Here is a 21,092-nt window from a genome sequence, read left to right as displayed (position 1 = left end):
GGGTTACTCGTTGCCGGGCTGCGCGTTGCCCGGGTGCGCGCCGTCGGGCTGCGCGCCGCCTTCGGCGGGCAGGGCGGCCGGTCCGGGGCGCTCGGCCAGCGACGCGCCCACCTCGCGGACGAGGGCGGCGACGCCGTCCGCGTCGAGGCCGTGCACCGCCGTCGCCCGCAGTTCGACCGAGCTGCCGTCCGCGCGGGTCACCTGGACCACCGTCTCGCCGGCCCGGCGCCGGATCCACGCGATCAGCGCGCTGGTCAGGCCGGACACCGCCCCGCCGGCACCGACGGCGACGGTGAGCACGTCGGCGAGGGTGCCCAAGGAGCCGGGCTGCGGCGGCGCGGCCTCCAGCTCGACCCGGCCGCGCAACTCGTCCTCCGCCCGCAGCCAGGCGAGCAGGGAGGTGGTGGCGCCTCGATCGGCGTCGGTGACAAGGATTCGGAGCGATTCGTCCACGGTCTCCCCAGGAGCCAACGGTGCACGCTGTGTTGGCCCAGCGTCACAACAATGAGTGGCCCCGGTCAAACCCCGTGGTCGGGGGCCCGTCCGGCTCGTTCGTGAGCCCCTGTTGCGCCGAACGGGTGAAGGTCGGGCGGTGGAGGGGAGGGGGTCCGGCGGGGTCCGCGGCGGCGCTGTGGCGGCGGCGTGGCGGCGGAGTGTCGGGTGGCGGATCCCCGGACGGGACGCGAGGGTGACTGGCGGGGGACCTCACGAGGAAGAGGAAAGAGCGAGCATGCCCGAAGTCACCACCCCGTACGTGACCGGCACCCCGTGCTGGGTCGATCTGATGGCGAAGGACCAGCAGGCCGCGCTGGACTTCTACCGCGACCTCTTCGGCTGGCAGGGGCAGCCCGGCCCGGCCGAGTTCGGCGGCTACGCCGTCTGCGAGCTCAACGGAAAGGCGGCAGCCGGCATCGGCCCGGCGATGTCCCCCGAGGGCATGCCAGAGCCGCCCACCGTGTGGACCAGCTACCTGGCCACCACCGATGCCCAGGCCACCCAGGACGCCATCGTCGGGGCGGGCGGCACCCTGCTGGCCCCGGTGATGGACGTCGGCCCGCTGGGCCGGATGCTGATCGCCGCCGACCCGCAGGGCGCGGTGTTCGGCGTCTGGCAGCCGGGCGAGTTCTCCGGCGCCCAGGTGGTCAACGAGCCCGGCGCGCTGACCTGGAACGAGCTCCACACCAGTGACGTCCCCGGCGCCACCGCCTTCTACGGCGAGGCCTTCGGCATCGAGATCGAGCCGGCGGAGGGCGCGGACTCCTACTGGGAACTGCGGGTCGGCGGCCGCCCCGTCGGCGGGGTCTCGCTGCTCGCCAACGACCCGCCCGGCACCCCGGCGCACTGGCTGAGCTACTTCGCGGTGGACGACGTGGACTCCTGTGCCGACGTCGTGGTCAAGCGCGGCGGCACCGTCCTCGCCCCGCCCTTCGACATGGTGGCCGGCCGGATGACGGTGGTCGCCGACCCGCAGGGCGCACCATTCGCGATGATCAAGCTCGCCCCGATGTAGTCACCCCGGCCCGGTGCGCCGCCCGTCGGCCCCGTCCATCCGTCCGCCCCGCCCGCCCCGCCCGCCCGGCCTGAACGGGCGGGCGGGGCGCGTCACGGTCCGGGAGCAGGGGAAGGGGCAGGAAGGACGGGAAGGACCGGGGGACGACCGGAATCACCAGGAGAGAACGGAGCGCCGCCGTGGCCGGACGCCACCGCCGCCCGCCGGAGCCGGAGTTCCCGGCCGACGCCGACCACCGCCTCCGGGCCATCGCCGACCAGCGGCCGCTGGTGGAGGAGGGCGTCGTGCTGCTCCCCGGCTCGGACCACCCGTACCTGTACCGCACCGTGTACCAGCCGGACGGCACGGTGCAGCACTCGCTGCTCAGGATCGACCCGGGGCCGTCGGAGCCGCTGGAGTCGCCGGAGCCGCCGGGCGAGTGAGCGTCCTCCGGGGCCGCTCAGGCGGTGGCGGGGCCGAACCAGCGGGTCAGTGCCGCGTCCAGCGTCGGCTGGTCCGCGCCGAGCCAGGCCACGTACCCGTCCGGGCGGAGCAGGACGGCGGGGGCGTCGAAGTCCTCACCGGGGTCGGTGACGTGGTCGACGCGGTCGGCCCAGCCGGTCGCGTCGAGGGCGCCCCCGGTGGCGTCGAGGAGCAGGGCCCGTCCGCCGTGCATCCGCTCGTACAGGCGGCCGCTCTTCAACCGGACGTCCCGCAGCCGCCGCCCGAGCAGCTCGGGACCCGCACCGAAGTCGTAGCGGACACCGACACCGAAGACCATCTCGGTCATGTAGCGGTTCACCTCCTCGAAGTCCATCAGCGTGGAGAGCAGTTCCCGCAGCGCGACCGCACCGGGCTCGGAGCCCAGCAGCGTCATCTGGGCGCGGGTGTTGGCCAGTACCCGGGCGCCCACCGGGTGGCGCTCGGCGTGGTAGCTGTCCAGGAGCCCTTCGGGGGCCCGGCCGTGGACGGCCGCGGCGAGCTTCCAGCCGAGGTTGTAGGCGTCCTGGATGCCGAGGTTGAGGCCCTGCCCGCCGGTGGGCGGGTGGATGTGCGCCGCGTCGCCGGCCAGGAAGGCCCGGCCGACCCGGTAGTGCTCCGCCTGCCGGGTCGCGTCGCCGAAGCGGGACAGCCAGCGGGGCGAGTGCGCCCCGAAATCGGTGCCGGCGACGGCGCGCAGCTGCTGCCGGAACTCCTCCAGGGTCGGGCCGTCGGCACGGTCCTCGGCGACGCCCGGGGCGGGCACGATCACCCGGTACAGCCCCTCGCCCCGGGGGACGGCGCCGAACCGCAGCTCGGTCCGGCGGACCCGGGCGACCACCTCCTCGACGGTCGCCGGGTCCTCGGCCAGCGACAGCTCGGCGAGCAGGGTGTCGACCCGGGACGGCTCGCCGGGGAAGGCGACGCCCAGCCGGCGGCGCACCGTGCTGCGGCCGCCGTCGCAGCCGACCAGGTAGCGCGAGCGCAGCCGGGTGCCGTCCGCCAGCTCGACCGTGACCCCGTCGTCGTCCTGGTCGAGCCCGGCCACCTCCTGGCCGCGCCGGACCTCCGCGCCGAGCTCGGCGGCGTACGCGCCGAGCAGCCGCTCGGTGACCGGCTGCTCGACGGACAGGCCGTAGTCGTGGGCGGTGTCCATGGTCTCCGGCCACGGCTTGTGGATGTGGCCGAAGAAGCCGCCGATCCGGAACTTCCGGCCCTCCGCGAGGAACCGGTCCAGCAGCCCACGCTGGTCCATCATCTCCACGCTGCGCACGTGCAGGCCCTGGCCCCGGGACTCCGGGGTCGGCTCGGCCAGCCGCTCCAGGACGACCACCCGGACGCCCTGCAGCCGCAGTTCGATCGCCAGCATCAGGCCGGTCGGCCCGCCGCCGACCACGATCACGTCGATCATCGGAACATTCCCCCAGTGAGTGTCGAACGAGGCCGACAGTTCGGGACACCGGCCAACGTACGGTGCGAACCGCGCGAATCGCCAGGTTCCGGCCTCGGTCGACGATTGTGCGCCCCGAGGGGGGCCTTGCCGCAAGGCCCCCCTGGCGCGGTACCTTGATAGTGGCGGGGAGGCTCTGACCTCCCCGCCTTCGCTGTTTACGGGGGCCGAACAGACGCCGCCGGGTGGCCGGGGAGCGCGCCCGGGGCGGGCTCAGTCGCCGAGGGCGCGGCGCAGAACGGCGCCGAGGCGGTCGCGATCGACTGAGCGGGACAGTGGCGCGGAGCCACAGCACGGAGCCCCGGCCCGCAGGCGGAAATTCTCGGAATCGGGGACCCCGGGTCCGCCCGGAACGGTGCCGTGTGCGCCGTCGTCGGCGGTGCGACGGCACTCCGGTGGCGGTTCGCGATACCTGGGTCCAACGCCTGCCGACGGGTGCTCAGGCGGCTGGATGCGGCTCTGGTCCACCCGCTCTGACCTGGTGTTCTGCTGGAAATCTCGTAGGCTGGGGGAGTTCTGACGGACACTTTCGGAGGGGACATCGTGAGCACGGAGACCAATGCCTACGTGGGCGCGCGGATCCAGGTGTACGAATGGCCGGAGGCCGTCCGGAAGCGGCCGAGGATGTTCGTCGGATCGACGGCTGAACGGGGCCTGCGGCAGCTGGTGTTCGCAGTCTCCGACCGGGCGGTGAACGACGTCCTCGACGGCCGGGCGAGCCGCGTGGACGTCACCCTCCTGCCCGGGGGTGCGGTGCGGATCGCCGACGACGGGCCGGGTGTCCGCGTCGACGACGCCGGGGGCGCGGACGGGCCCGGTCTGGAGAGCGTGCTGACCCGGCTGGGAGTCGGTGGCCACTACGATGTGGTGCTGGGCAACCCTGATCTGGGGCCTGCCGTCACCAACGCCCTGGCGAGCCGACTCACGGCCGAGGTGCGGCGCGACGGGGTCCGCTGGGTCCAGGAGTACGCGTGCGGGATCGCGCTCGCTCCGCTGGCCCAGGCCGGGCCGGTGGTCGGGAGCGGCACCACCGTCACCTTCCGGCCCGATGCCGAGATCTTCGGGGCGACGGAGTTCTCCTACGAGGCTCTGGCGGAACGCTTCCGCGAACTCGCCTTCCTCAACCGGGGCCTGGACGTCTCGCTGACCGACGAGCGGTACCCCGGCGAGCCCCGCGCGGAGCGGTTCCGGTTCCCGGGCGGGGCACGGGACTTCGTCACCTTCCTGGACTCCCTCGACGGGCGGGGTGACGAGCCGATTCGTCCGGAGGTCGTCGGCTTCACGCAGGAGGAGCCGGGGATGGCCGGGAGGATGGAGGTGGCCTGGCGGTGGCACCGCGCACCGGAGCAGCGGGTCCGGAGCTTCGCCAACTGCCGCCCCACGCCTGGCGGCGGCACCCATCAGCTGGGCTTCCTGGACGGGGTGGTGGCGGCGGTCACCGCCTACGCGCGCGCGAGCGGCGGCTGCTGACCATGCCTTGCGCCGACCTCGGCGCCGACCGGGTTGTCGAGGGCCTGACGGCGGTCGTGTCGGTGACCTTGGAGCGGCCGGAGTTCGAGGGATCCCTCCGTGACCGGCTGGGCAACACGGCCGTGCGGGCCTGCGTGGCACGGGCCGTGGAGGAGCGGCTCGGGCGGTGGCTGGCGGAGCACCCGGCGGAGGCCGCGGCCGTCGTCGAGCGGATCGTCCGGCCGGTCCGCGGGGACTGACGGGCGAGCGGGGCGCGGGGGTCAGGTGGTCGGTAGGAGGTAGCGGAGCTTGTTCCCCTCCGTGGCGGTCAGGCGTCCGCCGTTGGCCTCGATCACGCGGCGGGAGGCCGTGTTGGTCTCGTCGCAGGTCAGCAGCGCGCCGGTGATGCCGAGTTCGGCGGCCACCGGCAGTGCCGCGGCGAGCATCGCGGTCGCGTGGCCCCGTCGGCGGGCGCCGGGGCGGACGTCGTAGCCGATGTGGCCGCCGATGCGCTCCAGGTTCGGGGTGAGGCGGTGGCGGATGGCCAGGCGCCCCAGCAGCTGGTCACCCTCGGCCCACCACAGGGTGGTCATCGGCACCCCCGCGTCCCTGCGCATCCCCGCCTCGGTCCGCTCGGCGAGCACGCGTGCGACGTACGCGGCGAAGGCGTCCGGACCCGGGTCGGTCAGCGCGGCCGGGTCGACATCCTTGACGAACCAGGGGACGGCCTGGCCGGGTTCGGCGTGGAACTCGGCCACCACGGCCAGGAACGAGGCCTGCAGCCGTACGGTCGGAGTGATCAGTTCGGGCATCGCGCCATGATGCCCGACCGGTCGGGCCGCCGTCACGGCCCGCGCCGCGACCTCCGTCGACGTCGGGGAGGGCGAGGCGGGCGGTGAGGAGGGAGGTGCGTTGGGCCTCGGTGCACCCGGATTCCTCGGCCGAGGCAATGGTCGGGCGACGGGTGCCCGGGTACGGCGCTCACCAGTGGGTGGCCGGCTCGATTCTCGTGATCATGGCTCAGATGCTGGCACCGGCGCCTCGTTCGGGCAAGTGCTTTTCCGGCGGCGCCCGTTCGGAGTCCGTTCGGGGCCGATCGGCACCGCGGAACGCCGCTGTTAGCCTGATCGGCATGATCATGAGGAGATCAGAGAAACGGACCGATGACCGTGCGACCTCGGGGCCGCAACGAGCCCTGATCGCGGCCAGTTTCGTCAGCAGGGTGGGCAACGGCCTGTTCAACACCGCGGCCATGCTCTACTTCACGCTCGTGGTGCACCTGCCCGCCGTCCAGGTCGGTGCGGGGCTGACGATCGCGGGCCTGTGCGGGCTGGCCGCGGGCATACCGGCGGGCAACCTGGCCGACCGTCACGGTGCCCGCACCGTCTGGCTGGTGAGCGTGGCACTGCAGGCCGTGACCATGGCGGCCTTCGTCCTGATCGACGGCTGGGCGGCGTTCACGCTCGTCGCCACACTGGACCGGCTGGCCGCCACGGCGAGTAGCGCGGCGGGCGGTGCGCTCGTCGCGCGGGCGGGCGGTGAGCGCCCGGCCGCTTTCCGGGCCAGGCTGCGCACCTACGTCAACCTCGGCGTGGTCGCGGGGACCCTGGGCGCGGCCGTCGCCATCCAGATCGACACCCGTGCCGCCTACACCGCGCTGATCCTCGCCAACGCCGCCAGCTTCGCGGGCGCCGGGCTGATCGGCCTCCTGGGCGTCCCGGACTACCCGCCGCTGCCGCGGCCCGCGGAGCACCGCCGGTGGTCCGTCCTGGCGGACCGGCCGTACGTGTCCTTCGTCGCGCTCTACAGCGCCATGGGCTTCCAGTACCAGACCGTCTCCCTGCTGCTGCCGATCTGGCTGAGCGCCCACACCGACGCGCCGCGCTGGACGGTGGCGGCGGTCTACGCCGTCAACAGCGGTGTCTGCGCGCTGCTCCAGAGCCGGCTCGGGTCCAGGGTGGAGACCCCGCGGCAGGGAGGTCGGGCCTTCCGGCTCGCCGGGCTGCTGTTCCTGGTCAGCTGTCCGCTGATGGCGCTGACCGCCGACGTCCCGGTGTGGGTCGCCCCGGTGCTCGCCGTGCTCGCGGTGGGCATCCACAGCGTCGGCGAGGTGTGGGAGTCCTCGGGCGGCTACGCGCTGGCCTTCGGCCTGGCGCCCGACCATGCCCAGGGGCAGTACCAGGGCCTGTTCGGGATCGGCTTCAACGCGGGCCAGGCGCTCGCCCCGGCGGCCCTGACCGGCGCGGTCCTGGCGCTCGGACAGCCGGGCTGGCTGCTCCTCGGCGTGTTCTTCGCCGCCCTGGGCGCGGCCGGACCACCGGTGGCCGCCTGGGCCGAGCGGAGCCGCCCCGGGGCGCCCGAGGCGCCCGGGGCGGCCCGTCCGCAGACCGGGTCCGCGCCGGTGGAGGCCGACCGTTAGCGTGGGGAGCCGGTCCGGCCGCGCCGTCGCGGCGGCTCCGAGCGCCGGCCCCGTCAGCCCTTGCCGCCCGCCTTGAGCACCTGGGCGGCCGCGACGCCGGCGGCGCTGTTGCCGTGGCCGCCGCCCTCGACCTCGGCCGCGACGGCGAGGTCGTTGCGGTAGGCGATGAACCAGCTGTTGGTGGCCTGGCCCGAGCCGGCCTCGACGGTGCCGGTCTTGGCGCCGATCTGGCCGCCGAGGCCGGACATCGGGGTGCGGGCGGTGCCCTGGGTCGCGGTCCTGGCCATCATCGAGCGCAGCCCCTGGGCGACGTCGGAGGGCAGCTTCCCAGGGGCGGTCACCCGCTTGACGTCCTCGCGGAGCACCGGCTGACGGAAGGTTCCGCTCTGCACGGTGGCCGCGACGGAGGCCATCAGCAGCGAGTTCACCTGGATCTGCCCCTGGCCGATGTACGCGGCCGCCGCCTCGTCCTTGTTGCCCGGCACCGGGATGGTGGCGTCGCGGCTCGGGATGCCGATCCGCCACTGGAGGCCGAGGCCGAACTGGTCGCGGGCGACCGAGCCCAGCGTGCCGAGCTGGAGCTTCTCCAGGCCCTTGTCGATGAAGCCGGTGTTGCAGGAGTGGATGAAGTCGTCGCTGAGGCTGTAGTCGAGGTGGTTGCCGGGCTCGTCGTTGTGCCAGGTCCGGGGCGAGTTGGTGGTCTCCTTGCAGGGCGCCGCGGTGTCCGGGGTGACCCCGGCCTCCAGCAGCGCGGCCGCGGTGATCACCTTCATCGTCGAACCGGGCGCCTGCCCGCCGCCGACCGCGCGGTTGAAGCCGCCCTGCGGGGCGTAGGCCATCGCCAGGATGTTGCCGGTGCTCGGCTGGACGGCCACCAGCGAGGCGGGCTTGCCGTTCGCGGACTGCTGCTTCACCGCCTCCTCGGCGACCTGCTGGAGGTCGGCGTCCAGGGTGAGCTTGACCTGCGGGGCGCTCGGCGGGGTCAGCACGAACAGCTCCTCCGCCTCCTGCCCGCCGCCGGAGAGCACCACGGCCTGCCCGGTGACGGCCTTCGCGCCGTCGGGCGGGGCGATCTGGGGCAGCACGGACTGCAGCGACGGGAACGCGTCCAGCGGCCGCCCCTTGCGGTCGGTGGGCTTGGACACCGGGTTCGGCAGGGCCTTCACGGCGAGGGTCCGGCCCGCGGCCAGCTTGGGGTGGACCACGGTCGGCGCCCAGCGCACCAGCACCCGCCCGTCGGAGGCACGCACCGCGCCGAGGGCGCTCTCGTACTCCCAGGCCTGCGCGGTGCCGTCGAACTCCGCCCGCACCCGGTAGCCGACGGCGGGCTCGCTCGGCGTGCCGGCGGGCGCGGGGCCCGTCCCGGTCAGGGTGAGGGCGCGGGCGGACACGTTGTCGTGGAACGAGGCGAGCGCCATCCGGGCGGCCTCCGGGCGATCGGTGAGCCCGGCCGCGACGGTGAGGTCGCCGCGGCCCCAGGCCGCCAGGAAGTCCTTGGCCACGGCGTCGGCCTGTTCGGCGGTGGGCGGCGCCTGCGGCTCCTTGGCGGTCGTGGAGGCGGCCCCGCCGCCGGTGTCGGTGGAGCCGCCGGACACGGCGCTCAGCACGTTGTAGGCGCCGTAGCCCGCGACGACGACCAGTGCCGTGAACACCCCGCCGACCGCCACCAGCCAGATCCGGCGGGAGCGCCGGCGCTGCGGGGCCTGCGGGTGGCCGTCTGCGTGGACGAGGTGGTCGTCGTACCCGTCTTCTCCGTACGGCTCGTACGACTCGTACGGTTCGTGCTCTTCGTGGTCCCGGTGCATGCTGCTGCGTCCCCCTGGTACGTCCTGTGATTTCCGGTGTTCGTGGGCCCGCCGACGCACCGGCGCGGCCGGCCGGGTACCCGGGCGGCCGCCCGGCGGGTCGTTCGGGCGCGGACCAGCCTAAGCGTCGTCGATCGGGCGTTCGACGGCGGGGTCTTTGCCAACGCTTGACCTACCCGAGGGGCGGCCGTCGGGTCAGCGGCCCGTGGTGACGACCATCCGGAACCGGGCCCGCCCGCTGCTCATCCTCGCCACGGCGGCGGCGGTCTCCTCCAGCGGGAGCTCCTCGACCCAGGCCCGGACGCCGGTGCGCTCGGCGAAGCGCAGGGTGTCCCGGGTGTCGAGGGCCGCGCCGGAGGAGTGGGCGTAGACCTTGCGGTCCGCGGCGATCAGTTGCAGCGGGCTGATCGCGAGCGGGGCGGGGGACACCCCGACGATGACGAGCTCGCCGCGGCGGCCCAGGCCGTCGACGGTGGCGGACATGGCGTCGGCGTCGGTGACGGTGGCCAGCACGACCTTGACCCCGCCGAGCGCCTGGAGGGCCTCGGCGACGTTCCCGGCGGTGCTGTCCACGTAGTGGTCCGCGCCGAGCCGGTACGCCAGCGGCCCCTTCTCCGCGCCGCGCGCGACGGCGACCGTGCGCAGGCCCATGGCGTGGGCGAACTGGACGCCCAGGTGGCCGAGGCCGCCGAGGCCGAGCACCGCCACGGTGTCGCCCGGGCGGGCGGCGGAGCGGCGGAGGGCGTTGAACACGGTCACGCCGGCGCAGGCCAGCGGCGCGGCCTCGACGGCGGTCAGTCCGTCGGGCACCGCCGCGAGCGCGTCGGCGGGCACGATGACGGAGTCGGCGTAGCCGCCGGGGTAGGCCGCGCCGGGGACCTGGAGGTGGGGGCAGAGGATGGCGTCGCCGTCGCGGCAGGCCTCGCAGTGCCCGCAGCTGCCGCCGAACCAGCCGACCGCGACCCGGTCGCCCACCTGCCAGCCCTCGACGCCCTCGCCGAGGGCGTCGATCCGGCCTGCGATCTCGTGACCGGGGGTGACCGGGAAGGTGGTGCCGGGCAGCTGGCCGGCCGCGATCAGCAGGTCCGAGTGGCAGACGCCGCACGCCTCGACGGTGATCCGGACGGAACCGGCGCCGGGGGTGCGTAGTGGGACCTCGACCAGCTCGGGAGCCCCGCCCGGGGCGGCGATCCGGACGGCCCGCACGATGCCGTCGGCCGGGGCGGGAGCGGGAGCCGGGGTGGAGGCAGGGGTGGCAGCCATGGCGATCCTTCGGCGGGAGGTCGGCGCGGGGCGGGCCCGCACGCGCTGTCCCCACCAGCTTGCCGCCTGCTCCCGCCGTCCGCTCCCGCGCCGGCTGTCGCCGCCCGCGCCCGCGCTTCCGTTCGTGCCTGCGCCCGCTCCTCCGCCCGCTCCCGAGCGCCCGCCCGGCGCGCGCCCGTCCCGTCCGCGCCGTGGACGCGGACGCTCCGGACTGGTATCCAAACCCTGGCAGCCGGGCCGACGGGCGGTCCGGGCCGGACGGACCACCAGGAGAGCAGGGGCGATGCGCAGGATTCTGATCATCGGCGCCGGGCAGGCCGGCCTCCAACTGGCCCTCGGACTGCAGTCCCACGGCTACGACGTCACGCTGCTGGCCGACCGTGACGCCCAGGAGGTGCGGGACGGGCGGGTGCTGTCCAGCCAGTGCATGTTCGACTCCGCGCTGCGCCACGAGCGCGCCCTCGGCCTGGACCTGTGGGCCGGTGCGGCGCCCCGGATCGAGGGCATCGGCCTGTCGGTCGGCGGCCCGGACGCGACCAGGGTGATCGACTGGACCGGACGGCTCGCGGCCCCCGCCCACTCCGTCGACCAGCGGTTGAAGATGTCCACCTGGTTGGAGCTCTACGCCGAGCGCGGCGGCCGGATGGAGGTGCGGCAGGTGAGCGCCGCCGACGTCGAACACCTCGCCGGCTCCTACGACCTGGTGCTGGTCGCCACCGGAAAGGGCGGACTGGCCTCGCTGTTCGAGCGCGACGAGGAGCGCTCCCCGTTCCGGCGTCCGCAGCGCGCGCTCGCCGCGAGCTATGTGTACGGGCTGGCGCCGCGCCCCGACCAGGAGTTCCCGGCGGTGCGCTGCAACCTGGTGCCCGGCGTCGGCGAGTTCTTCGTCGTGCCGGCCCTGACGGCGGCCGGGCCCTGCGACATCCTGCTCTGGGAGGCCCAGCCGGGCGGTCCGGCGGACGCCTTCGACGGGCTCCGCGCGCCTGGTGAACACCTGCGGGTGACGCTGGAGTTGATGAAGGCCTTCACTCCTTGGGAGTACGACCGCGCCCGCTCCGGCGTCGAACTCACCGACGCCGGCGCCACCCTGGCGGGCCGCTTCGCCCCGGTGGTCCGCCGACCGGTCGGCGAACTGCCTGGCGGCGGCGCGGTGCTGGGCGTCGCCGACGTGGTCGTCACCAACGACCCGATCACCGGGCAGGGCGCCAACGCCGCCGCCAAGTGCGCCGCCCGGTACCTGGAGGCGATCCTCGCGCACGGCGACAAGCCCCTCGACCGGGACTTCCAGCAGGCCGCCTTCGACCGCTTCTGGGCGGAGACCGGCCGGGCCGTCACCGACTGGTCGAACGCGATGCTGCGCCCCGCGCCCCCGCACGCCGTCGAACTGTTCGGCGCGGCCGGCCGGTTCCAGGCCGTGGCCGACCGGTTCGCCAACTGCTTCGACCACCCGGAGGACGTCGAGGAGTGGCTGCTTGACCCGGGGAAGGCCGCCGCCTACCTGGCGTCCCCGGCGGTCCGGAGCTGAGCCCCGGCCTCGCCCCGGCCCCGCCCCGGCGTCGAAGCGGTCACGACAGGGTCAAGCTCTCGCCAAGTACCGCACGGCAACGACCTGATGATGGTGGGTTCGTGTCTGCCCCGGTCCGCCGGGGAACGACGGAGCACGGAACGCGGACAACAGGAGACACGTGGTGGCGGTCGACGGCGGCAACATGGCGCACGCGGTGGTGGAGACGGCGGTGAAGGAGCGCACGCGCCTGCAGACCGGGCGCAGCCGGACCACGGCGCTGGTGCTGCTGGTCCTGCTGGCCGGCCTCGGTCTCTTCCTGGCGCTGGTCGTCGGCAAGGCCGATCCGACCAGCGCCCCGGACTGCGACGGCCAGACCATGACCAGGCAGAACACCTGCCAGATCATCTCCAACCGCGGCGGCGGGGGCACGTTCAGCTACGACGAGATGATCGACCGCCGGGAGTCCGGGAAGGGCGTGTGGCAGGCGGTCGGCTTCATCGGCACCGGCCTGTCCGTGGTCCTGATGGGGGTGGCGATCAGCAAGCTCAACCCCAACCGTCCCTGGGGCAAGCAGGTCGACGCCGCCTGCCCGCGCTGCCACCAGCTGACCCTGCGCGAGAAGCTGACGATGCACACCGTCTCGCGGGGGCGCACCAACTACCGCTACAGCGGCATCGTCACGCTCTGCACACCGGTCTGCGGGTTCACCGCCGTCCGCCAGCGCTGACCGGCGCCGGACCGCGGCTGGGCCCGTCCTAGCGGGAGTGCGAGGCCAGGCTGAGCAGCAGGTGCGCGGACTCCGGGTGCTGGAAGTCGGAGTGGGCGCCGGAGGGGTGGAGGCGGCGGGCGGCGAGGCTGCCGCGGTAGCGGTGGCCGGCGTCGATGTTGACGATCGGGTGGTCGAGGTCGGTGTGCGGGTACGGGGAGTCGGTGGGCCGCAGCCGGGTGGTGAACTGGGGGACGGGGGCGGCGCCGGTGCCGGAGTGGCCGATGCCCGGGTGTCCCTCGGCGCGCAGGTGCCAGAAGCCGGTGGCGCGGTCCCAGCGGGAGTGGGTGAGTACCAGTGGGCCGCGCAGCGGGGCGCCGGCCCGGCCGGGGCCGAGGAACAGCCGGGGGAAGAGCCGGGTGAAGGCGTCCCGGGGCGCGGCCATCTGGAAGACCAGGGCGCTGTCGACGGTGAACGGGCGGCCCGGGTCGCCGGGCCGGGCGGTCCAGCTGAGCACCGGGGGCCCGGCCGGGCGGTCGGCCGCGTACTGGACGGCCTCGCAGAGGAAGCGGCCGCCGAAGGAGTGCCCGAGGAGGTGGAGGTACTGGCCGTGGCGGTTGGCCAGCACCCGCGGGGCGTCCGGTCGGCCCCGGCCGGTGTCGAGGTAGCCGAGCAGGTGGCCGAGGATGCGCCCGGCCTGGCCCCGGGCGCTCATCGCGTGCGCCCGCTCGCGGATCCGCCGGTAGCCGTGCAGGGTCGGCAGGCTGGAGGAGGGCCAGCGCACCACCACGCACCAGGGGCGGAAGCCGGCGGCCAGCCCGGGGTAGCCGGCGGGTGCGGCGCGGTGCAGGGCGGCCGCCCGCTCGACCAGGGCGGCGGCCGAGCGGTCGGCGGCGGCCGGGCTGGTCTGCCAGCCGTGCACGTAGACGTACAGGTCGGTCGCCCACTCGGGGATCCGCAGGTGGCGGGCCAGGTGGTCGGCGACCCGGGCCTCGGGGACGGGGGTGGTGGTGCCGGGGACGAGCAGTCGGCCGTGCTCGTCCAGGTCGACGGTCGCGGGCCGTACGGTGGCCGTCGAGGCCGGGTGCAGGGGGGCGGTCACGGGTTGAGCTCCAGGATGCTGTCGATGCCGCAGTGCAGGGAGTAGGCGAGCGCCAGCGGGTTGCGGTACTCGCGGGCGAACCACCGCACCAGCTGCTGGGTGATCTCGCCGGCCGTGAACTCGCCGGTCAGGTAGTGGTCGAGGAAGGCGAAGGCGTACTCGGCGGCGAACTCCTGCGGGATCTGGAGCTGCGGCCCGAGCACGCCGTCCGCGCCGAGGTCGACCAACGCCCGCCCCAGGTGGTCGAGTTCGGCGGCCGCGGACTGCCCGGTGTGGCAGGCGTTCAGCAGCACGAACGGCCGGAACACGGCGTCCGGCCGGTCGAGGTGGCGGCGGCGGTGGCGGCGCACCAGGTCGGCGTCGATGTGCCGGTCGTCGGAGAGCCGCACGGCGAGCTGCTCGTACGGGGAGTCGTTGGCGACGAACTGGCCGTGGCACCAGAAGTACATGACGTCCTCGTCCAGCACGGCCGCGGACAGCGCCTCCAACAGCCGGTCCGACTCGGTGCGCACGGTCAGCTGGGAGCGGTCCTCCAACAGCTTGCGGACCTCGGGCGCCCGGCCGATCCCGGTGAGCTGGTCGTCGGTGTTGAGACTGGTGACGGGTTTGGTGCGGGGGGAGGAGGGCGGCTGGATCGGCGGGTAGGCGGCGCCGGTCTGCTCGACCTGGTGGCGGTGGCCGAGGAAGTCGGCCCAGTCGTCCGGCTGGTGGCCCTCGACGGCGAGCATCGGCCAGGGGAGGTGGAGGTCCGAGTCGAAGCTGATCCGCAGTGAGCCGTGCTCGGTGAGGGTGCGGTTCAGGTAGTCGCGGAACTGGACCAGGCTGCGGTCGCCGCCCTCGAACATCTTCTCCAGGAAGTACCGCCCCTCCTCGGCGAGTTCGGCGACCGTGCGTTCGGCGGCCTCGGCGAGCGGGGTGAAGTCGACGGCGGTGGCGAAGGGGTAGGGGTGGTACGGGTCCGGGTTGTAGCCGATCAGCCGGTCGCGCCAGACGGAGCGCAGCCGGGCGGCCTTGCCGAGGAGGGTCGGCGCGGAGACGGCCAGCCGGGCCCGGTGGATCCGGCTCCCGGGGGTGCGCTCGCCGGGGCGGAAGGCGCTGATGTGGAGCTCGTCGCCGTGCCGGCGAAGCGAGACGATCAGGTCCAGCGGGGCCGGGCCCTTGAGCGGGAGGCCGTCGGCGGGGCCGAGCTGCCGGGGCAGCCGGGTGTAGTCGGCCGAGGGGTTCTGGCGGACGGCGACTTGGAGGTCCCGGGGCACGTCGATCTACTCCTGCTCCTGGTCTTCGGGTTCGGCCGGGACGGCGGCCCCGGCCTCGGCGGGGCTCTCGGCGGGGACGTCCAGGACGGCGGAGAGGTCCTGGAGGACGGCGCCGTGGCCCCGGTCGAAGACGGTGATCCGGACGGTGTGCGGGCCGGCCACGGCCGGGGTGAGGGCGAAGCGGGCGGGCGCACCGGCGGGGACGTGGTCGGTGACGGGCGGGTCGAGCACGGCCTCGGGGGACACTGCGGCGACCAGGCGCAGCTCGGGGAGGGCGGCGGGCACGGAGCCGTCGGCGGGTTCGAGGTGGAACTCCAGGTGGGTGGTGACGCCCACGGCGGGGTCCTCGACGAGGGTGAGCCGGGGCCGCCAGGCGGGCCGGGGCGCGGGCGGGTCGACGGCGCGGTGCACCGAGCCGCGGCTACGGCGGGGGAGCAGTTGCGGCGCACCCCGGCCGAGCCCGACCTGGGCGGGCGCGCCGGGGACGGGCGCGCCGGCGACCGCGCCGAGGGGCACCCGCTCGGCGCGGTCGAGCCCGGTCAGCGCGGCACGGGCCTCGGCCGCCAGCGGGTGGCCGGGGTCCATCAGGGCCTCGCGCCCGACGCAGACCGCCGCCAGCAGCTCCCGGGCGGTGTCGCGGCGCCCGTCCGCGGCGAGGGCCGCCGCCAGGCCGACGGCGAGGCTGGGCGTGACCGGCACCGGCCCGGTGCGCAGGGCGCCGAGGCTGACGGCCACGTCGTCGGCGCTCGCGTGCCCGGCCAGGAGGGCGGCGGTCGGCGCGGCGCCCCCGGCCGGGAGCCGGTCGGCGACGATCCGCTCGTACACGCGGACCGCCCCGTCGGCGTCCCCGGCGCGCAGCCGGGCGTGGGCGAGGCCCTGGCGGACCTCCAGGGTGAGCGGGCTGCGCGGGCCCCGGCTCTCGGCGCAGGCCTCCGCCAGCTCCTCCAGCCGGACGACGGCCCGCAGTGGGCGCGGGCCGTCGGCGAGCAGGAGCGCCTCGGTCAGACGGGCCGGCACGGTCGCGTCGTCCGGGTCGCCGAGGGCGGCGGTCGCGGTGGCGACCAGGTCGCCGGCCAGCCGGAGTGCGGTTTCGCGCTGCCCGTCCAGGTGGTGGGCGAAGGCGAGGACACAGCCGGCGTGGACCAGCTCGGGCAGGCCGGGGCCGGTGAGCCGGGTCCACTCGTCCGCCAGTGGGGCGAGTTCGGCCACGGCCGCGGCGCTCTCCCCGGCCAGCAGCAGGGATCTGGCGAGGTCGCGTCGGAGCTCGCGGACGAAGGAGTGCCCGGGCCCGTGCGCGGCGAGCGCGTGGGCGAGCGCGTCGCGGTAGGCGGCGGTGGCCTCGGAGTGGCGGCCGGCCGCGGCGAGGTTGCGCGCGAGGCTGTCCCGGACGTCGAGCACGTCGGGGTGGTCGGCTCCCAGGATCCGGTCGCAATCGGCGAGCAGGGCCCGGTAGAGCGCGTCGGCGCGGTCGTGCTGCCAGCCGTGCCGCAGGGCGTGGCCCAGGCGGTGGCGGGCGGTGAGCGTGTCGGGGTGGTCCGGGCCGTCGACGCGTTCGTGGTCGGCGAGGAGCGCCCGGACCTCGGCGATCTCCTGGCGGTGGCGTCCGGCGAGGCGGTGGGTGTAGGCGAGTTCGTCCCGCTCCTCCAGGGTGTCCGGGTGGTCCCGGTCCTGGAGACGGCGCCGGGCGGCGACCAGGTCGGTGAGGAGCGCGGTGGCCCGGTCGAGTTCGCCGGTCTTGGCGAGTTCCTGGGCGAGCAGGGATCGGACGGCGAGGGTGTCGGGGTGCTCCGGCCCGAGGACGCGGTCGTGGTCGGCGGCCAGTTGCTCCCGGTCGGTGGCGGCCCGTCGGCGCAGTCCGGCGTACGCGAGGTCGGCGGCGAGGATGCTCCGGGCGGTCAGCACGGCCGGGTGGTCGGGGCCGTGGATCCGGATCCGGTCGAGCAGCAGGGCCTCGCTGAGCCGGATGCTGAGCAGGTGGTCGCCGGCGGTCCGGTGGGCCCAGGCGAGGAGGAGCCGGGCGTCGAGGGTCTCCGGGTGGTCCGGGCCGTCGAGCCGTAGGCGGTCGGCGAGCAGCTGCTCGCACAGCTGCCGGGCCCGGTCGAGGTCGCCGTCCGAGCGGCGCGAGGCCGCCTCCCACCAGCGGGCGTTCAGGGTGTCCGGGTGGTCGGCGCCGAGCACCCGGGCGCGGTCGGCGACCAGGGCGGCGAACAGGTCGCCCGCCCTGCGGTGGTGGCCGGCCTCGCTCTGGGCGAGGGCCTGCCACCAGCGGGCGTCGAGGGTGTCCCGGTAGTCCGGGCCCAGGATCCGGGTGCGGTCGGCGACCAGGGCCGCGAACGACTCCGCGGCGCGGCGGTGGTCGCCGGCCCGGGAGTACGAGCGGGCCAGCTCCCGGCGCAGCTCCAGGGTGTGCGGGTGGTCCGGGCCGTGGACCCGGGTGAGGTCCGCCACCAACGAGGTGAACTCGGCGATGGCGCTGGGGTGTTCGTCGGATCCCCGCCAGGCCGAGGCCCGCTCGCGCCGGCACCGGACGGTGGTGGGGTGGTCCGGGCCCAGGACCCGGACGAGGTCGGCGGCGAGCGTCTCGAACAGCCGGGCCGCCCGTGGGTGGTCGCCGGCCTCGTGGCAGCTGAGGGCCTGCCCGATGCGGATGTTGAGGGTGTCCGGGTGCTCGGGCCCGAGGACCCGGTCGCAGTCGGCGACCAGCGCCTCGAACAGCGGTACGGCGCTTTGCGGGTCGTTGGCGGTCTGGCAGGCGGACGCGCGGGTGTAACGGGCCAGCAGCGTGTCGGGGTGGTCGGCGCCCTGGACGCGGGTGCGGTGCTCGACCAGGGCGGCGAACAGCCGGTCGGCCCGGCGGTGGGAGCCCGCGTTCTGGTGCGCGGTCGCCAGCCAGTGGCGGGCGGTCAGGGCCTCCGGGTGGTCGGCGCCCTGGAGCCTGGTCCGGTCCCGCACCAGGGACTCGGCCAGCTCGACCGCCCGGCGGTGGTCCCTGGTGTTCAGGTGGAGCGCGAGGCAGCTGACCCGGGCGTCGATGCTGTCCGGGTGCTCCGGCCCGAGGATCCGGACGTGGTCGGCCACCAGGGCCTCGTACACCTCCAGGGCGCGGCGGTGGTCGCCCAGGGACTGGTGGCTGTGGCCCAGCCAGAAGCGGGTGTTCAGGACGTCGGAGTGGTCCGGGCCCTGGATGCGGACGCGGTCGGCCAGCAGCGCCTCGTACTGGGCCAGGGCCTCGCGGTGCCGGCCGAGGTTGCGGTGGGTGGTGGCCAGCCAGAAGCGGGTGTTGAGCACGGCGGGGTGGTCGGGGCCCTGGAGCCTGGTCCGGTCGGCCAGCAGCAGCCGGAACAGGGTCAGCGCCCTGCGGTAGTCGCAGGCGTTGGAGCGGATCGAGGCCTGCCACCACCGGGTGGTGAGCACGTCCGGATGGTCGGGGCCGACGGTCCGTTGCCGGTCGGCGACCAGGCGGTCGCACTCCTCGGCCGCCCGTCGGCGCTGTCCGGCCTCGTCGAGGGAGCGGGCCAGCCGCAGCCGGGCGTCGAAGGTCTCGAAGTGCTCCGCGCCGTGCACCCGTTGCCGGTCGGCGACGAGCCGCTCGCGCAGGGCGAGCGCCGCGCGCGGGTGGCCGGCGGCGTTCAGCGCCCGGGCGAGGCCCGAGCGCTCGTCCAGGGTGTCGGGGTGGTCGGGGCCCTGGATCCTGACCCGGTCGGCCACCAGGCGTTCCAGCTCCTCGACCTCCAGCTCGGGCCGGCCGGCGACCCGCAGCGCGTAGCCGAGGAAGCTGCGCTCCTCCAGGGTGTCCGGGTGGTTCTCGCCCTGGACGCGGGCGCGGTGGCGGACCAGCGCCCGGTGCTGCTCGACCGAGCGGTCGGGCGTGCCCGCCTCCCGGTGGGCGCGGGCGAGGCCGCTGCGCGCGTTCAGGGTGTGCGGGTGGTCCGGGCCGAGCACCCGGGTGTACGCGGGCACCAGGTCCTCGAAGTCGGCCACGGCGACGGCGGCGAGGCCGGACTTGCGGTGCACCGAGGCCAGGCGCTTGCGCGCGAACAGCGTCTGGGGGTGCTCCCGGCCCTGCACCCGGGCGCGGTCCGCGACGAGCGCCTCGTAGCCGGCCGCCGCCGCGAGGTGGTCGCCCGCGTCGGAGTGGGCGGCGGCGAGCCAGCCGCGGCTGTTCAGGGTGTCGGGGTGGTCGGGGCCGAGCAGCCGGGTGCGGTCGGCGACCACCTGCTCGTACCCGGCGATGGCCAGGTCGTAGTGTCCGGCCGCGAGCCGGGCGAAGGCGAGGCCGCTGCGCCGGGTCGACACGATCCGGTGGCCCGGTCCCCGCATCCGCGTCGCGTCCGCCACCAGCTGTTCGTACTCGGCGATCGACTCCCGGTGCCGTCCCGCCATCTGGAGGGCGTACGCGAGGCTCGCCCGGCTGTGCATGGTGTGGGCGTGGTCCGCCCCCAGCACCCGCGCCCGCTCGGCGACGACGGCGCGGAACTCCGCGACGGAGAGTTCGTGCTGACCGGCCCGGCGGTGGCTCTCGGCGAGGCTGTGCCGGTCGGTGAGGGTGGCCGGGTGGTCCGCGCCCTGGAGGCGGGTGCGCCGGGCGACCACGTCCAGGCAGAGTGCGACGGCCCGGGCCGGGTCGCCGGTCTTGGCCTGGAGCCGGCCGAGCCGCCCCTGGGTGGTGAGGGTGTCCGGGTGGTCCGCGCCGAGCATCCGCCGCTGCCCGTCCGCCACCGCCTCGACCAGCCGTACGGCGTACACCCGCTGGGCCCGGTCGGTGAGTTCGGCCGCCGCCAGCTGGTACAGGGCGACGGTGCCGGCCGTCGGCCGGTCGGCCGGGCCGCTGTCGGCCAGTTCCCGGACGTGCGGCAGCAGGGCGCGGCGCAGGCCGGGGCCGCCCGTGGGCCAGAGCCGGGCGGCGGCCGCCGCGAGGTGGTGCTCGGCGCGCTGCCGGAAGGTGCGGTCGCCGTCGGCCCCGCGCAGTACGGCCTGGAGCAGCCGGTGGACGGCGACGGTCTCGCCGAGGGTGATCAGGTGGTAGTCGGCGAGCAGCCGCAGCGCCCGGTCGACCTCCTCGGGCCGGCGGGAGCCGTACGGGGTGAGCACCTCGCGCGGCAGCGCCTCGGGGGCGTACCAGGCGAGGGTGCGCAGCAGCTCGACGGCGAACGGCGCGGTGTGCTGGACGGTGCGCAGCGTGGTCCGCCAGAGCCGGGCCACGGTGGACTCGGCGCCCGGCCCCACCGGGCCGGTGGCGCGCAGGAGTTCGCGGTAGGCGGCGAAGGTGGTGCCGGTCTGCTGGACGTAGGCGCCGGCCTGGGCGAGGGCGATCGGCAGGTGGCCGAGTTCGTCGGCCAGCGCCCGGGCCTCGTCCTGCTCGGCGGCGTCCAGGGTGTCGCCGGTGTAGGCCGTGGCGCACAGCAGCCGGGCGGCCTCGGGGGCGTCGAGGACGTCGACGCGCACCGGCCGGATCCCGGGGTGCCAGCCGCTCGCGCGCCGGCTGGTGACCAACTGGTGGCCGCGGCCGAGGAGTCGGCCGACGTACGGGGTCAGGTGGGCCGGGTCCTCGGCGTTGTCGTAGACGAGCAGCCAGCGGTCGTGGGCGCGCAGCCAGGCGATGGCCCACTCGACCTGCTGGCCGGGCGGGGCGGTGAGCGCCCAGGAGGGGTGGAGGTGGACGGCGAGCCCGGCGAAGGCCTCGGCGAGCTGGCCCTCGGACTCGGCGGTGATCCACCAGATCAGCCGGTAGTCCCCGGCCCGGGCGTAGGCGTGGTGCAGGGCCAGGCTGGTCTTCCCGACGCCGCCGAGGCCGTGCAGGGTGGTGGCCTGGGTGACCAGTCCGCCGCCGTCCGCGTGCCCGAGGGCGTCGGCGACGGCGCGCAACTCGCCCTCCCTGCCGATGAGTCGGCCGGCGGCCCGGGGCGGGAGGTTGGGGGTCGCGGTGGTGGCCCGGACGGTCAGCGCGGCCCGGGCGGCCTCGGGCGGGAGGACGGCGACGTGCGGGTCGCCGCCGCCGGCGAACGGTGAGCCGGGGCGGCGGCGCTGCTCGTAGGGCTCCGGGCCGGGCATGCCGTGCTCGGGACGCCCGTGTGCCGTCATGGACATCAACACTGCGCCGCCCTCGCCCCCGTGCCCTGCTGCTCTGCCCGCCTACCGTAGTGCAGGCCGGACGCGCTGTCAGCGG

General features: G+C 75.5%; 15 protein-coding genes. 7 read left to right on the top strand and 8 right to left on the bottom strand.

The window, feature by feature from the left end; genetic code table 11:
• Window positions 1–3: 3 nt before the first annotated feature.
• Window positions 4–453 (bottom strand): hypothetical protein, encoded by a 450-nt coding sequence (locus ACFXOZ_RS09640; RefSeq protein ID WP_380588898.1) that lies wholly within the window; start codon window positions 451–453, stop codon window positions 4–6.
• A gap of 277 nt (window positions 454–730) precedes the next feature.
• Here ACFXOZ_RS09640 and ACFXOZ_RS09635 point away from each other — a divergent pair, with 277 nt between their 5' ends.
• On the top strand, window positions 731–1,510 hold the full coding sequence (locus tag ACFXOZ_RS09635) for a VOC family protein (protein WP_380522224.1): 780 nt from the start codon (window positions 731–733) through the stop codon (window positions 1,508–1,510).
• A 179-nt stretch (window positions 1,511–1,689) separates the two neighbouring features.
• A complete protein-coding gene (locus ACFXOZ_RS09630; RefSeq protein ID WP_380588895.1) occupies window positions 1,690–1,932 on the top strand; it encodes a hypothetical protein in 243 nt (80 codons plus the stop codon).
• Window positions 1,933–1,949: 17 nt separating this feature from the next.
• On the opposite strand, the gene rox is transcribed toward ACFXOZ_RS09630, so the two are convergent.
• The gene (gene rox / locus ACFXOZ_RS09625) at window positions 1,950–3,380 is read right to left on the bottom strand and encodes a rifampin monooxygenase (RefSeq protein ID WP_380588892.1); all 1,431 of its coding nucleotides are present in this window, start codon (window positions 3,378–3,380) and stop codon (window positions 1,950–1,952) included.
• A 582-nt stretch (window positions 3,381–3,962) separates the two neighbouring features.
• Between rox and ACFXOZ_RS09620 the strand changes: the two genes are divergently transcribed.
• Window positions 3,963–4,889: a DNA gyrase subunit B gene (locus tag ACFXOZ_RS09620; protein WP_380588890.1), complete on the top strand. Its 927-nt coding sequence runs from the start codon at window positions 3,963–3,965 to the stop codon at window positions 4,887–4,889.
• A 2-nt stretch (window positions 4,890–4,891) separates the two neighbouring features.
• Window positions 4,892–5,128 (top strand): hypothetical protein, encoded by a 237-nt coding sequence (locus tag ACFXOZ_RS09615; RefSeq protein WP_380522216.1) that lies wholly within the window; start codon window positions 4,892–4,894, stop codon window positions 5,126–5,128.
• 21 nt (window positions 5,129–5,149) lie between these two features.
• On the opposite strand, the gene ACFXOZ_RS09610 is transcribed toward ACFXOZ_RS09615, so the two are convergent.
• Window positions 5,150–5,680: a GNAT family N-acetyltransferase gene (locus ACFXOZ_RS09610; RefSeq protein ID WP_380588887.1), complete on the bottom strand. Its 531-nt coding sequence runs from the start codon at window positions 5,678–5,680 to the stop codon at window positions 5,150–5,152.
• Between the two features lie 320 nt (window positions 5,681–6,000).
• On the opposite strand from ACFXOZ_RS09610, the gene ACFXOZ_RS09605 reads away from it, so the two are divergent.
• The gene (locus ACFXOZ_RS09605; protein ID WP_380588884.1) at window positions 6,001–7,287 is read left to right on the top strand and encodes an MFS transporter; all 1,287 of its coding nucleotides are present in this window, start codon (window positions 6,001–6,003) and stop codon (window positions 7,285–7,287) included.
• Between the two features lie 53 nt (window positions 7,288–7,340).
• On the opposite strand, the gene ACFXOZ_RS09600 is transcribed toward ACFXOZ_RS09605, so the two are convergent.
• Both ACFXOZ_RS09600 and ACFXOZ_RS09595 read right to left on the bottom strand, forming a co-directional pair.
• Window positions 7,341–9,092, bottom strand: a complete 1,752-nt coding sequence (locus tag ACFXOZ_RS09600; RefSeq protein WP_380522209.1) for a penicillin-binding transpeptidase domain-containing protein — start codon at window positions 9,090–9,092, stop codon at window positions 7,341–7,343.
• A 195-nt stretch (window positions 9,093–9,287) separates the two neighbouring features.
• Window positions 9,288–10,355 carry an alcohol dehydrogenase catalytic domain-containing protein gene (locus ACFXOZ_RS09595; RefSeq protein ID WP_380588882.1) on the bottom strand — a complete coding sequence of 356 codons (1,068 nt, stop codon included), beginning with the start codon at window positions 10,353–10,355 and terminating at the stop codon, window positions 9,288–9,290.
• 283 nt (window positions 10,356–10,638) lie between these two features.
• Between ACFXOZ_RS09595 and ACFXOZ_RS09590 the strand changes: the two genes are divergently transcribed.
• Window positions 10,639–11,880, top strand: coding sequence for a styrene monooxygenase/indole monooxygenase family protein (locus ACFXOZ_RS09590; protein WP_380588880.1), 1,242 nt, complete (start codon window positions 10,639–10,641; stop codon window positions 11,878–11,880).
• 163 nt (window positions 11,881–12,043) lie between these two features.
• Window positions 12,044–12,589 carry a hypothetical protein gene (locus ACFXOZ_RS09585; RefSeq protein ID WP_380522203.1) on the top strand — a complete coding sequence of 182 codons (546 nt, stop codon included), beginning with the start codon at window positions 12,044–12,046 and terminating at the stop codon, window positions 12,587–12,589.
• 28 nt (window positions 12,590–12,617) lie between these two features.
• Here ACFXOZ_RS09585 and ACFXOZ_RS09580 read toward each other — a convergent pair whose 3' ends face one another.
• Genes ACFXOZ_RS09580 through ACFXOZ_RS09570 form a run of 3 tightly spaced genes read right to left on the bottom strand, consistent with a single transcriptional unit; the run spans window position 12,618 to window position 21,007 of the window.
• Window positions 12,618–13,670, bottom strand: coding sequence for a hypothetical protein (locus ACFXOZ_RS09580; protein ID WP_380522201.1), 1,053 nt, complete (start codon window positions 13,668–13,670; stop codon window positions 12,618–12,620).
• The gene (locus tag ACFXOZ_RS09575; protein WP_380588877.1) at window positions 13,667–14,926 is read right to left on the bottom strand and encodes a CHAT domain-containing protein; all 1,260 of its coding nucleotides are present in this window, start codon (window positions 14,924–14,926) and stop codon (window positions 13,667–13,669) included. Before ACFXOZ_RS09575 ends, ACFXOZ_RS09580 begins: the two co-directional genes overlap by 4 nt.
• Before the next feature lie 6 nt (window positions 14,927–14,932).
• On the bottom strand, window positions 14,933–21,007 hold the full coding sequence (locus ACFXOZ_RS09570) for a tetratricopeptide repeat protein (RefSeq protein ID WP_380588874.1): 6,075 nt from the start codon (window positions 21,005–21,007) through the stop codon (window positions 14,933–14,935).
• Window positions 21,008–21,092: the final 85 nt, after the last annotated feature.

The sequence above is a fragment of the Kitasatospora sp. NPDC059160 genome, from assembly GCF_042755465.1.
In the GTDB taxonomy this organism is placed as follows: Bacteria; Actinomycetota; Actinomycetes; order Streptomycetales; family Streptomycetaceae; genus Kitasatospora.
Note: the sequence above shows the minus strand (reverse complement) of the source record. Positions and strands in the feature narration are given on the sequence as shown.

What these genes read in the sequence shown, in the direction of transcription:
- ACFXOZ_RS09600 (WP_380522209.1), bottom strand. Translation starts at nt 9,092, where the DNA reads ATGCACCGGGACCACGAAGAGCACGAACCGTACGAGTCGTACGAGCCG.
- ACFXOZ_RS09570 (WP_380588874.1), bottom strand. Translation starts at nt 21,007, where the DNA reads ATGACGGCACACGGGCGTCCCGAGCACGGCATGCCCGGCCCGGAGCCC.
- ACFXOZ_RS09605 (WP_380588884.1), top strand. Translation starts at nt 6,001, where the DNA reads ATGATCATGAGGAGATCAGAGAAACGGACCGATGACCGTGCGACCTCG.
- ACFXOZ_RS09595 (WP_380588882.1), bottom strand. Translation starts at nt 10,355, where the DNA reads ATGGCTGCCACCCCTGCCTCCACCCCGGCTCCCGCTCCCGCCCCGGCC.
- ACFXOZ_RS09635 (WP_380522224.1), top strand. Translation starts at nt 731, where the DNA reads ATGCCCGAAGTCACCACCCCGTACGTGACCGGCACCCCGTGCTGGGTC.
- ACFXOZ_RS09615 (WP_380522216.1), top strand. Translation starts at nt 4,892, where the DNA reads ATGCCTTGCGCCGACCTCGGCGCCGACCGGGTTGTCGAGGGCCTGACG.
- ACFXOZ_RS09610 (WP_380588887.1), bottom strand. Translation starts at nt 5,680, where the DNA reads ATGCCCGAACTGATCACTCCGACCGTACGGCTGCAGGCCTCGTTCCTG.
- ACFXOZ_RS09590 (WP_380588880.1), top strand. Translation starts at nt 10,639, where the DNA reads ATGCGCAGGATTCTGATCATCGGCGCCGGGCAGGCCGGCCTCCAACTG.
- rox (WP_380588892.1), bottom strand. Translation starts at nt 3,380, where the DNA reads ATGATCGACGTGATCGTGGTCGGCGGCGGGCCGACCGGCCTGATGCTG.